This is a genomic window from Gammaproteobacteria bacterium, assembly GCA_015709615.1.
Taxonomy (GTDB): domain Bacteria; phylum Pseudomonadota; class Gammaproteobacteria; order Burkholderiales; family Nitrosomonadaceae; genus Nitrosomonas.
Genome location: CP054179.1, coordinates 1,643,690 through 1,656,949, shown reverse-complemented (window position 1 = coordinate 1,656,949; position 13,260 = coordinate 1,643,690). Strand labels below are relative to the sequence as shown.

At 52.6% G+C, this 13,260-nt stretch carries 10 protein-coding genes; 7 read left to right on the top strand and 3 right to left on the bottom strand.

Translation table 11 applies throughout. The features are described from left to right. Positions 1–16: 16 nt before the first annotated feature. Both HRU77_08030 and HRU77_08025 read right to left on the bottom strand, forming a co-directional pair. Complete coding sequence (locus HRU77_08030) at positions 17–1,126, bottom strand: type II secretion system F family protein (protein QOJ22105.1); 1,110 nt, start codon at positions 1,124–1,126, stop codon at positions 17–19. Positions 1,127–1,434: 308 nt separating this feature from the next. Then, positions 1,435–2,331, bottom strand: a complete 897-nt coding sequence (locus HRU77_08025; GenBank protein ID QOJ20647.1) for an SDR family oxidoreductase — start codon at positions 2,329–2,331, stop codon at positions 1,435–1,437. A 42-nt stretch (positions 2,332–2,373) separates the two neighbouring features. Between HRU77_08025 and HRU77_08020 the strand changes: the two genes are divergently transcribed. From HRU77_08020 to HRU77_07995, 6 genes are all read left to right on the top strand, one after another. After that, the gene (locus HRU77_08020; GenBank protein QOJ20646.1) at positions 2,374–3,420 is read left to right on the top strand and encodes a CDP-6-deoxy-delta-3,4-glucoseen reductase; all 1,047 of its coding nucleotides are present in this window, start codon (positions 2,374–2,376) and stop codon (positions 3,418–3,420) included. 96 nt (positions 3,421–3,516) lie between these two features. Next, complete coding sequence (locus HRU77_08015; protein QOJ20645.1) at positions 3,517–5,979, top strand: hypothetical protein; 2,463 nt, start codon at positions 3,517–3,519, stop codon at positions 5,977–5,979. A gap of 16 nt (positions 5,980–5,995) precedes the next feature. Continuing rightward, complete coding sequence (locus HRU77_08010; GenBank protein QOJ20644.1) at positions 5,996–8,992, top strand: formate acetyltransferase; 2,997 nt, start codon at positions 5,996–5,998, stop codon at positions 8,990–8,992. Positions 8,993–8,994: 2 nt separating this feature from the next. Next, complete coding sequence (locus HRU77_08005; protein QOJ20643.1) at positions 8,995–9,639, top strand: hypothetical protein; 645 nt, start codon at positions 8,995–8,997, stop codon at positions 9,637–9,639. Beyond that, positions 9,636–10,388 carry a radical SAM protein gene (locus HRU77_08000; GenBank protein ID QOJ20642.1) on the top strand — a complete coding sequence of 251 codons (753 nt, stop codon included), beginning with the start codon at positions 9,636–9,638 and terminating at the stop codon, positions 10,386–10,388. The genes HRU77_08005 and HRU77_08000 overlap by 4 nt, the downstream gene beginning before the upstream one ends. Positions 10,389–10,411: 23 nt before the next feature. Beyond that, positions 10,412–11,506, top strand: coding sequence for a hypothetical protein (locus HRU77_07995; protein ID QOJ20641.1), 1,095 nt, complete (start codon positions 10,412–10,414; stop codon positions 11,504–11,506). A 33-nt stretch (positions 11,507–11,539) separates the two neighbouring features. Here the strand turns inward: HRU77_07995 and HRU77_07990 are convergent, their stop codons facing one another. Beyond that, on the bottom strand, positions 11,540–12,043 hold the full coding sequence (locus HRU77_07990) for a septal ring lytic transglycosylase RlpA family protein (GenBank protein QOJ20640.1): 504 nt from the start codon (positions 12,041–12,043) through the stop codon (positions 11,540–11,542). A 193-nt stretch (positions 12,044–12,236) separates the two neighbouring features. Here HRU77_07990 and speB point away from each other — a divergent pair, with 193 nt between their 5' ends. Beyond that, a complete protein-coding gene (gene speB / locus HRU77_07985) occupies positions 12,237–13,214 on the top strand; it encodes an agmatinase (GenBank protein ID QOJ20639.1) in 978 nt (325 codons plus the stop codon). Positions 13,215–13,260: the final 46 nt, after the last annotated feature.

Below are 13,260 nucleotides of genomic sequence, written 5' to 3'. Positions count from 1 at the left end.
CTTGAGGAAATTGAGTTTAACTGACAACCATACCCATTTTGAAGATCGGCAAGTACATCGCAACGACCATGCCGCCAATGAGGGTGCCCAATACCACCATGATAATGGGCTCCATCAGGCTCGAAAGCGCGGCTACCGCATCGTCTACCTCCGCTTCATAGAAATCGGCGATTTTACCGAGCATGGCATCGAGCGATCCGGCTTCTTCGCCGATCGCGACCATTTGGATCACCATGTTCGGAAATACACTGGTGCCTGCCATTGAAGACGTCAAGCTATTACCGGTGCTGACTTCCAGTTGTATACTCTTGGTCGCTTCGTAGTAGACAAAATTTCCCGCAGCACCGGCAACGGAATCCAATGATTCCACCAGCGGAACACCGGCCGCGAACATGGTCGAGAGTGTGCGCGACCAGCGGGCGATGGTGGCTTTGCGGATAACTTCACCGAAGATCGGCAATTTGAGTGCAAAACGATCCATGACGCGCTGCATGGGAATTGAGCGTTTCCAGGCATACAAAAAGGCATAAATTGCACCGCCCAGACCGCCGATAATCGCCCACCAATAGGCGACAAAGAAATCCGAGAGCTTCATTACGACCAATGTCGGCGCTGGCAATTCGGCGCCGAATCCTTCAAATAAATCTTTGAAAGCGGGGATAACAAAAATCATAATGACCGCGGTGATGATGAATGCAACGACAATAATCGAGATCGGGTAAAAAAGCGCGGATTTGATTTTTCCCTTAATCGCCTGAATTTTTTCTTTATATGTGGCCAGGCGATCGAGAATGCCGTCCAGAATACCGGCCGCTTCTCCGGCGCCAACGAGATTGCAGTACAGAGCGTCAAAATACAGTGGGTATTTGCGGAACGCATCCGTTAAATTGCTGCCCGTTTCCACGTCGGTTTTGATGTCCATGAGTAATTTGCTCAAGGCGCGGTTGCTGTGCCCTCTTGCCACGATATCAAAGGCCTGCAATAGCGGTACGCCGGATTTCATCATGGTTGCGAGCTGGCGGGTAAATAAAGTGACATCCTTGTCGGTTATCTTACCGCCGGATTCGGTTTTCTTGATTTTAGTGACTTTAATACCCTGGCGGCGTAATGTGGAAGTCACAATCACGGTTCCGGCGGCGCGCATTTCGCCTTTCAGTTGCTTGCCGGTTTTGTCCTTGCCTTCCCATGAATAATTGAACTCCTTTAATTTCTTGTCTGCCTGAGCGGTTACGGTTGCCATATTAACTCCTAAGGACCAGGGTTCTCAGAAAATCGATACATCAGAAAAACTGCGGAAGCTTAAATACCGCCGCAGTTATTGACGTCTAAACCCAAGTGATTGTTTTGAGATTGTGCGCAATAAACGGCACGGATTGGTATATTCTTAGTGTTAATTGGAGAAATTAAAGCCGTGTGGAGCACCATCGCGGGATTTCATAGATTGTTGGTTGGCGCTGCCGCAACGCCTTCGTATACCGTCGGGTATAGTAATTTGACGCGTAATTCTTTTTTCATTCTTAGGTTCTTGAGCTGCCTGGATTCTTTCATGAAAGACAACATACCCGGCGATATTTGCTCGTATGCCTGGTTTCGGGTGATGCGGGGCGGGCGTGGTAAGCCGAAATGATCCGCCACCAAGTCGAAATACTCTCCCATTTTCAGACGGGAGTCATCGCTTGTATGATAGATTCTGCCTGCTTTTGCGCGATGCAGGGCGGCTACGATGATGCGCGCCAGATCATCGGCATGAATATGGTTGGTATAACTATCCTCGCTATCCACTATGGCGGGGTGACCCTCATGCAGGCGTTTCAGCGGCAGTCTGTCCGCGGCATAGATACCGGGAACACGTAAAATGGTAATGGGAACGTGATTTCGTTTGCCCCAGCTTCGTATCTGCTTTTCAGCATCGACGCGCCGGATTGCCCGGTCATTTTGGGGATTGATCGGGCGGCTTTCATCAATTGATGCGCCGTGGCAGTCACCATAGACTCCGCTGGTACTGATGTAGACCAATCGTTGTGGTAAAATCGGCGCTTTGTTTTTAGTTCGCTTGGAGATTGCGGACAGTAGATGCGCGGTTCGATTGTCGCGTAATCCGTGGTTGGGTGGAGGTGCCAGATGCAGTATCAGCTGTGCGATTCCAGCGAGTTTTGCAAGGCTCTTTGGAGAATCTAAATTTCCGTAAACCGGGATAATGCCATGCGATCGTAAGCGACCGGCGCTATCTAAATTACGCAGCAGGCCGAGAATCCGGTAATGTGCTTGCAATAGCTTCGCCGTTCTTAGCGCAACATCACCGCAACCAACAATTAATAATGTTTCTTTCATAAAATCTGTCTCTAATTATCATATCTACTTGCTTGCCACTCAATGTCGCATCAAATCATTATTCAGCCCAGCGGGCATGCTTTCCGGGTAGAACCCGGAGAAACGATTCTTGAAGCGGCTTTACGCGAAGGATACTCACTACCGTATGGTTGCCGCAATGGTTCCTGCGGAATTTGCAAAGGAAAAATCATCCAGGGGACAGTACACTATGGCAACTATAGTGAAGAAACCTTGACTGAAGAAGAAAAACAAGTCGGTTACGCATTGTTTTGCTGTGCTTCTCCTCTGAGCGATGTTGTGATTGAATGCCATGAGATTGGCGCAACCAAGGATATTGAAATTAAAACGTTACCCTGTCGTGTGCAAAAACTCGAGCTTGTCGCTCCGGATGTCATGATTATTTCTCTCAAACTGCCAGCGAATCAACGGCTGCAATTTCTGGCGGGACAGTATATCGATATTTTGCTCAAAGAGGGTAAACGCCGCAGTTTTTCCCTGGCAAACGCACCGCATGATGACGAGTTATTGCAGTTGCATGTGCGGAATTATCCGGGCGGCGCGTTCACGGAACATGTGTTTACGCAGATGAAAGTTAAAGACATGCTGCGTTTTACGGGGCCGCTGGGTTCATTCTTCTTACGCGAAGCAGCGGATGACACGGCGATTATTTTCCTGGCAAGCGGTACAGGATTCGCGCCCATAAAAAGTATTCTGGAACATATTTTTTATCAAGAAAACAATCGAAACAACAAGAGAAAAATAACTCTCTATTGGGGCGCTCGCACAAAAGCGGATTTATATTTGATCGATTTGGCTGAAAGCTGGCAACAACAGCACGGCAATTTTACTTTTATCCCCGTACTGTCGGAGCCGTTGCCATCGGACAATTGGCATGGTCGAACGGGACTGGTGCATGAAGCCGTGATGCAAGATCATCAGAACTTGGAAAGGCACCAAATCTATGCTTGCGGCGTTCCCGTCATGGTTAAAGCCGCTTATCACGACTTTACCAGCTATCGCAATTTGCCCAAGGATGCTTTCTTTTCCGATGTGTTTACTCCTGCGACCAGTAATCCCCAAATTGTTTAGAAATCTTAGCTGCCAGGATGTACTATAAGAGTGATTCAATGAGTTGGCGGTAAGTCCGGTTAAGTAGTTTCGCTTAACATACAAAAGGGGGAATTCATGACAACCTTCTTGAGTACCAGAAATTTCACAGCCCGCTCGAGTGATGAGCGGCAATCCTTATCTAGTGCCCTGGACGCTATTCTTAAGAACGATTATCAGGGCGATTTCTTTGCATTGCTGGGCACGTACCAGCGCATTCTGGCGGATAATCATCAGCGCCAGCGCTGGCCGGAAATCCATAAAAAGCTCGATACCTTATTCAAATGCGGCGCAGCTGAGGTCATCAGCGGGCCGATGATCGGCATTCCCGTTTCCATCCGCGACAGCGATTATTTCAAGAAATCCGCTCAGTCGCTCGGCAAGGATCGATCCTTGATGGCCGATATCGAATGGATGGCGACCGCTTGGAATGCGACCTATGCCGACACCGGTTTGTGGATGGGAAAAACGTTCGAACCGGTAGCGCGCGGCACGGTGGCGAAGAAAACCGCCAATGATACGAAAACAATGAGCGGCTATGATCCGGCCACGGTGCGTATCGGCCGCAATTTTTTCCGTGAACCGCCCGATCCCAATGCGTTACAAGCGATCGGGCTGCCTGCGTTAACGCAGCTATGGAAGCTGAAAGACCGGCCGATGCGCCCGGATACGGCAGGATTTGATTGCGAATTGCGAACGGAAAATCTGGCCAAGGAAAAAGCGATTCCGTACAGTAAAACGGGTGGATATTTTCTCTGCAACATGGGCACTTCAGTGGTGCCGGAAATGAACGGCAAGAAAGTGTATCAGCTCAATTACCGCTGGCCCGGTCTCGGTCCGGTGTATCCCATGACGCGCCTGATCGATGAAATCGTCCGCATCGACGATGGTATTTATTTGGGCCAACTGGTGTTCGCCACGCACCATTACAGTTTGGGAACCTTCACTTTGCCGGATGGCCATGTCCTATCGATCGGCGACAGCTACCCGTACCGTTCGATGATCGACAATATCAAACGGATTTTCCCCGTGGGCTGGGTCGACGACAGCGATCCGTACGATTATCAGAATAACGGCTTTTTCCTGATGGTCGATCCGGCCTATGCCAAGGAATTTTATGCGGATAACGCATTTCCGCAGCTGCGTCCGCGTCCGGGTGAAATGGGCTACAACGAACTGGGTTATGCGCAAGCGGCAGCGATTTCAGGCGAGCCGGAAGCCGTGAAAACGGTAACGGCGGGTGTGCAGAGCTGGCCCGGAATCACTGATTGGGCCGAGGATTGGAAAAAAGATGCAGCGCTCCAGCGCAAATTCACCACGTTTATCCTGGAAGAGTCGCCTAAGCGTGCGGAAGATGGTGATGTGAGGCAAATGCGCCAAGAAGGCGAGTCGATTTTGCAGATGTTGCAACGGATCAGCGCGGAAATTTCCGCGCAGAGCAATCCGCAAGATAACCTGAAACATTTTGAGAAGCTCAATCGCCTGTTTCGTTGCGGCGTAGCGCCAACAGTAGAAAGCGGGTTGTTCCAGGGACATGGCGAGCGAGGTTACAACGTGCGCGTCGACAGCAAAGAAACTAAGGACTGGTATGGCGAAACAACACGCACCACCGGTTTTGATTACTATCACGGCGCGACGCTCAATTTGCATTGCGGCTTTGCCGAAACGTTTTGTCCCGATCCTGATACCAAGCCGGGCGACGAGCAGCTCTTTCCCGGCCGCCTTGCCGGTCTGGCGCTGGGGCACAGTACGCCCAATGTGCTCAACCTAGTATGGCACAGCATCGGCAAGTATATTTTCCCGTGGGCGGGAAAGTCGTATGAAAAAATCTCCGGCCGGAAATTGAGCATGCTGCTCGACGAGAGCGGCGATTTGGCCGAGCGCTATCCCGAGCGCGTTCACCAGCTCAAAACGCATATCGCCAGCGCGCCGCATTACGCTTTGGTGGAAAAAAACAAAGCGCATTATTGGGATGCGGAAGGTGTGTACGCTCAGCATTTGAAAAGCGGCGCCTGGGATCGCGGTATGTCCGATGGAGACAAGGCATTCTGGGAGAATGAGGCGGCGCAGCATTGGGTGGACGGCTGCAATATTCAGGATAAACGCATTGTCACCGCCGATGCGCTGATGCGGATCGCCGATATGAATTATCGCGTGCCGGATGCTTCATTGCAGGCGGTGTCGAAAAGCGGGCCATCACCATTCGCCAGGCAGGGTTACATTTTTCTTGGCGTGGATGACCGGGAATCTATTTTGCCAATGAATAACGGCAACGGGAGCAAGAAAAAAGTGTTTCAATTTCACTACCGCTTTCCAATGATCGGCGGTCCGGTTCCGATCGGTTTCTGTCTCGACGAGATCGTTGAGATCGCCGACGGCCTTTATCTGGGGCAACTGATTTATTCCACGGCGTTGGATAAACCGTTCCATTCATCGGTCGACCCTGCGGAATACCGCTACCAGTTGTTTGGTTATTTTTTGCTGCTCGATGATGCATGGCAGTATCACCGGCTGGCAATCGGATTGGATACCTTGAATTAATCAGCGTGGAGGAAAAATGATGAGTAATGACAAATTCAATCGCGGCGGCATCCGCATCGATCTAGAACAGGGCACTGCGGATACTTCAGCATTTAGCGGTAACATCGCCGTTTTTCCTATTCCCAATACCACGCCGGATAAGATCAAAACATTACGCGATCTGGCGCTGAGCGACATCCAGCTCGGCGACTTCCCGGTGGTGCAGGCGTGGCGCAATCAATTGTTCGATCCGGAATGGATTCCGGAAGTGTGCGATGAACTGCCGCGCTTATTGACCGAGTTTCTGCGTCAGCCCGAACATGCGGCGTTGCTGCCGGTAACGCGCCGCGCGCAAGCGTTGAAACACGTATTCAGCCACAAAACGCCGCTGGTGCGCAGCACCGACCTACTGCCGGGGCAAACCACCACCAGCTTTGTCGGCCCGGTGGTGTACATGGATATGAGCGGGTATTGCATTTGGCCGGAGCTGGAGACGCTGGCCAAACGCCCGCAGAATCCGTTCAAGATCAAGCCGGAAGTCGCCAAGCGGCTGAACGAAGAAATTTTTCCCTTCTGGCTGGAGCGGCGCACGGTGCAAGAGGCGGCGCGTTATAGTGCTTACGACACCGCGGATTACAAGAACGATCAGCGCGATGAAGTCGATGGCGGAATGTGCGAAGGCAAACCGTCCATCGACCCGCCGCTGAAAAAAAGCGCCGGTGAAACGCCCAAATGCCAGGAACTGTTTGAACGGGTGGCTTTTTACTTATCCGATAAAGCCACGGCCGTTTCCCATACCACACCGGATTTCGCCCGGGTGCTGCAATTCGGATTCAACGGACTGATTGCGCAACTGCAGAAAGATATCGCCGATGGTGTCGCCGATACGCCGCAAAAAATCGAATTTGCCCAAAGCGTCATTGCGGTATACGAGGGCGCCAAGATTTACGCCGGACATTTGGCCGAGGCCGCCGAAAAAGCCGGAAATAGCGAGCTGGCGGCGATCTGCCGCAAGGTGCCGGCAGAGCCTGCCAGTACCTTGGCGGAAGCGATTACCGTCGTCTGGATTTGCTACCACTTGCTGTTGCAGGAAAATACCAATTTCGGCCTCTCGCTGGGCCGGTTGGATCAGACGCTGAATGAATTCTATCTGCGCGACTGGCAGTCGCAACCGGACGAAGCGGCGAAAACGGCGTATACAAAACGGGCGGTCGAGTTGATGTGTCACTTCTTTTTGCGCTGCTCCGATCATGTGCCGCTGTCGCCGGAAAGCGCGGAGGTGCTGTTTGCCGGCAGCGGTTCGAACCAGGCATTAACCGTGGGCGGTACGCGTTGGGAAAATGGCCAGACGGTCGATGCAGTCAACGACATGACCTACATCATCCTGAAAGCGACGGAAATGCTGTCCATCCGCGATCCGAACGTACATGCCCGCTATCATAAGGATGTTCATCATCGCGCGCCGGATGGCACGCCTTTGGCGGCGCATGAGATTTCCCCTTATCTGAAACGCATTTGCCAGGTGAATCTGGTTACCCGCGCAACACCTGCGCTGCACGGCGATGCGCCGGTGATCCGCAGCATGGCGAATTATTATGCCAAACACGATCATGTTACGCCTGACGAAGCGTTGGCGGATGCGCATGATTACGCGTCGATCGGCTGTATCGAACAGAATGCCGACCATAAACATTACGGCCATACCGGCTCCACCTTGCTGGTGCTGCCGGCGGTGCTTGAGCTGGCGATGTTCGGCGGCAAGCACCGCAGCGACGGCGTTGGCAAGAACGATCCCAATTTGTTCTACGGCCAGCCGGATTACACGTCCCCGCCGTTGACGGCGATGACGTCGATGCAGGATTTCATCGCTAGCTTTCGCTTTCAGCTCGATGAAATGGCGCGGCATTGCGTGCAATTCAACAATTATCTCGGGCGCACGCTGGAAAAAGTCCGGCCTTCGCCACTGCTGTCGGGACTATTCGACGGGCCCACGAACAAACCGGGAGAAAGTGGCGCCAAATTCCGCGACGTTGCTTCCGGCGGCGCCAAATATAATTCTTCCGGGGTGGCCATTATCGGGCTTGCCGATGTGATCGATTCGTTTTGTGTCATCGATGCGCTGGTGTTCGGCGGCAAGATGTCGGCGCAGGAACTGATCGCAGTATTGGATGCGAATTTCGGCCGCAGCCCGTTGGCCGCTAATGAGGCGGAAGCGCACAATTTTGTCAAAAACTGGCTGGATCGTATCCGGCAGTTGGCAGGTGGTTCCGGCACGCATCCGGCAGCAATGACGCCACAGCGGCTGCAAGAGTGCATGCGCTTGATCCGCCTGGCGCCGAAGTATGGCGCCGGGGTCGATGAAACCCCCGGTGGTATTTACAACAATGCAATGGCGGTTAAGTACACGCGCTTACTGACTAAAATGATCCAGGAGGTTTTTTTCAAGTACCGCACGCATCGCGGCGGGCGCTACCTGACCGGTTATTGGAGCATGACCAACCACGCCGGTTTCGGCATGCTGAGCCGGGCTACGCCGAATGGCCGGGTCAATAGCGCGTCGTTCGCCAGCGGCATCACGCCGTGCCCCGGTATCGTCAAAGCCAACGGCGAGCCGGTGATGCTGCTGGATCATATGCTGTCGGTGGCCAGCGTCGACGCGGATACGGTGCAAAACGGCTACACCTATAATCTCAGTCTGACGCCGCGTGGCAAGGCGTATTTCGATGAAGATATCGAGCTTTTCGCTACGCATATGAAGACATTTATGGATCAGGACGGTGTGCTGGTTCAACTGTGCGTGACCTCGATCGAGGATTTCATCGCGGCAAACGCTGCCGCGACGGCGGCAAGCCGGGCCGGTGCGGGTGAAGCCGAGCAAAAAGCGCTGGCGCCGTACAAAGATCTGATGATCCGCGTGGCCGGTTACTCCGCTTACTATGTCACGTTGAGTCCGTTGATGCGGCAGGAAATTATCGATCGCGCCAATTTCGACATGAAAAGCGGCGTCGAACAGCACGCAACTACAGGAGCGTAGCCATGCACGCGACTATTCCCGCGTTACCGGACGGCATACACTATATTTTAAAATCCGGCATCCAGCTGGGTGAAACGGATGGCAGTCTGGACGGTCTGTTGGATCGCATGGAAGGCACGCTGCTGGCTACCGGCATGGCGGCGCTGATCAAACTGGGGTTCGGTTTCTTGATCAACCCTGGCTTGAGCGAATCCAAGGCGCGGAAAGCGCAGCATTTTTTCGACGATAATTTCGTTATGCGCGACCCCAATGCGCCGGGCGGTATTCGCTATTACCAGGGGAAAATCCTGATCCGCACGCGCAAACCGCAAGACGACGTGAATGTGCTGATTAAATTCTGTCCCGATCCGCAAGCGCTTTTTATTGAAACACCGTTCGGCAAGCAATTGAATCCGGTTGCCATCGTGACGACCGAAGCGCTCAGCGAAGCGGAAGCGGACCGGATCGAGCGCGATCCAAACGAAGTGGATTTGATAATCCGCTTTAAGGATACCCAGGCGATTTTGGGATTGGCCGGGCGTCCGAATGCGGATGTGGCGCAGTTGTTGATTGAGAATCTGGTGCAGATTACCGGTAACTTCGGGCATATGTTTAAGTTCGGCGCGATCGGCAAAAATGTTCAGGCGGCTGTGAAGGAATTTTTATGAGCAGCGAAAAGGGGCTGGTTTTCGACATCAAGCGCGATTGCAGCGAGGACGGCCCCGGTATCCGCACCACGGTTTTTCTCAAGGGCTGCCCGCTTTCCTGTGTTTGGTGCCAGAATCCTGAAGGCAGAGCGGTCAAGCCCGAAACCGATATTCATGGCAACCGGATCGGCACGTGGTACACGGTGGACGAACTGATGTACCGATTGCTGCAAGACAAACCGATTTTTACTGCAAGCGGTGGCGGTGTCACGTTGTCGGGTGGTGAAGCGACATTACAAATGGGTTTCGCCAGTCAGCTGTTGCAAGCTTTGAAACGCGAAGGTATCCATACGGCGATAGAAACCAGCGGGTTTTTCGATTATCAACGCTTCAAGGATGAAATGCTGCCATGGCTGGATTTGATTTATTTTGATATCAAATTGATGGATGAAGCAGCCAGCAAAGAATATTGCGGGCACTCGAGCAAGCGCATTCTGGATAATTTTTCCCGTTTACTTAAGGATGCGCAGATACCGGTGATTCCAAGAATTCCGCTGATTCCGGGAATAACAACGACCGAAGACAACCTCCGCGCCATCGCCGCATTTCTCGATCAACAGGGCGTCAAGTCGTGCGCGTTGATGCCCTACAATCCGCTGTGGAGCGATAAGCTGAAGAAACTGGGTTTGCCGGCGCGTTACGAGCATAAAGGGTTCATGACACCGGCGGAACAAAAAGCTTGCATCGGTTACTTCACGAAATCAGAATAATTCAAACGAGTAAAAGGACGATCATGCAAAAAGACTTTCATCATGCGACAACCTATGTGCTGGCACGATTGGCCGATTTCGATCACGCCGAGGCCGAGATCATTGCCTATGCTTCGCAGTATGTCGATGATGCGACTAATGCCGGTGTTGTTCACTTCACCGACGGTTCCATGTATGAACATATCAGCTCGGCGCATAAGACCCTCGATTACAAGAATTTTGACGAATTGGCCAATCATCAGGCGTGGCTGCCGTTTCATTTCTTGCCGGGCAATAATGACGCGAATGCTGGGCAGAATCCGCTGGATACCTTCATGGACAAAATCGTCTGCAAACCGGATAGCCCTATCGCCAGGGACATGGTGGCCGCGTGCATCAATAGCAAGAATAGTCCGCACGCTTTGCAGCGGCTCGGCATTACGCTGCATGTGTATGCCGATACCTGGTCGCATCAGGGGTTCGCCGGGGTTAATCACAAAAGCAACGATATCAGTAAGCTGAACGATGAAGACAATCCCGGTAATTATCTGGCAGCCCGGCTGAAGGATTATTTTGGCGACAAATTTGACGCGATTACCAGCAAGCTGATCGGCGATACGTTGCCGCTGGGTCACGGTGCCGCGCTTTCCTATCCGGATCGCCCTTATTTGAAATGGAGCTACAAAGATAGCAAAAAGAACAAAATCATCCGGGACAATGCGGCGATTTTTTTACAAGCGACGGAAAAAATGGTTATCGCCATGCGGCGTTTCCGGCTCGGGGACGCGAATGCCAGTGTTCCGGGGTTGCAGGCTACAGATAGAGCCAGAATCGAGGCGCTGTTCCGCAATATCAAGTACGACGAGGAGAGCGCCCGGCATCAAGCATGGTTGGAACGTATCGCAACCGGTTATTTCGATTTTCCGCCAGTCAATTTGACGTATATTGAAAAAGGCGTCGGCTCCTGGAAGCATGAAGCGCTGGGTACGATCAAAGTGACTGATGATAAGCGCGAGAGATTTGAATTCAGACCAAGTTTTTTGACCAGCAATTGGAAATTATTCCACGACGCGTTGCAGGTGCATCGCTTTTATGTGATCCATGAACTGTTGCCGCGCTACGGCATTTGCGCGGCGTAGCTGATCGGTCCCTTTCAGTATATTGCGGAAGCCTTATTTCTGGCTGATTTTCTCGTCGAGATGTTCGACCCTGACTCTGGCCACGCCGTGCAAGCCGATTTTTTTTGCCGCGCCGTGCGATAAATCGATAATTCTGCCTTTCTTGAACGGCCCGCGATCGTTGACCAGAACGTCGACATGACGGCCGTTTTGCAAATTGGTAACGCGGACACGCGATGGCAGCGGCAAGGTTTTATGCGCGGCGGTTAAGCCATGTGGAACGAAGCGCGTTCCCATGGCGGTGCGATTACCCGATTCCGAACCATACCACGAGGCATGGCCGACTTCCCGGTAGCCGGCGGCCGAGCGCATCGGGTAGTAGGTGACACCATTTATCTTGTAAGGTTTGTTGTAAGGCGCGGTGAGATTGGGGTAGCGTTGACTGCCCGTATCCGGTGAGCGCTGCGAAGTACCGGAAAACATCGAAGCACAACCGCTGATCAAACTGGCGGTTAATAACATCGCACCGATATGTTTGCGGTAGGTTGATTGTGACATAGTGTTTATCATTCACATGTTTCCAAAACACGGCTGATTATAGCTGACATTATCTATGATCCATGGCATGAGTCTATGTTCACACCGCAAAATCTTGAATCTGCATCGGCCGGTCATATTATCATCGCAAGCCGGTGCTGAAGTCGCAAGACTGCGCCATTGCACTCAACGACCAAGGAACAAGGACTGAACGATGACGGATCATGGCTCAATCAAAATTAACGGTGCGATAGCACGCGAGGATCTTCACGGCATGTTGCGCGAGCCGACTTTCTCGGGTGTGCTTTCCTTCATGCGGCGCATTTACAGCAAGGATATTACCGGAGCCGAACTGGTGATCAGCGGGGTGCCGCTCGATCTGGCGGTGTCTTACCGTTCCGGCGCGCGTTTCGGGCCGCAAGGAATCCGCTTGGCGTCGGCGGAAGTCGCGTCATTGAAGCCCTATCCGTGGGGTTTCGATCCGTTCGAGCAGCTCGCGGTGATCGATTTTGGCGATTGCTATCTCGATGTTCACAATCCGATGACGATCCATGAAGCGATTGCCGATCATGCCCGGCATATTCTGGCTTCGGGTGCGCGCATGCTGACATTCGGCGGTGATCACTACATCAGTTATCCGTTGTTGAAAGCGCATGCGGAAAAGTTTGGCGCGCCGCTTGCATTGATTCATTTCGATGCGCACAGCGATACTTGGCCGGATAACTCGCCCAGTTCGCTGAATCACGGTTCGATGTTTTATAAAGCCGTGCAAGATGGATTGATCGATCCCAAACATTCGGTACAAATCGGTATTCGTACCTGGAATGACGATTTCATGGGCATTCATGTCTTGGATGCCACCTGGGTACAGCGGCACGGTACCGATGCGGTGATCGCCGAAGTTGAACGTATCGTCGGCGATCGTCCGGCTTATTTCACCTTTGATATCGATTGCCTCGATCCGGCGTATGCGCCCGGCACCGGCACGCCGGTGTGCGGCGGACTGACTACTGCGCAAGCATTGGCGATCATTCGAGGTTTTACTGGAATTAATCTGATCGGCATGGATATCGTGGAAGTATCGCCGCCCTATGACCACAGCCAGATCACGGCGCTCGCCGCCGCGCATATCGCCTGCGATCTGATTTGCTTGCTGGCAAAGCGCAAAGCGGACGGATTGCTGCGAGTCTGAGCAAGCGGAGGCAAAGGACAAGGGCGGGCGAAAGGTTGCTGCGCGC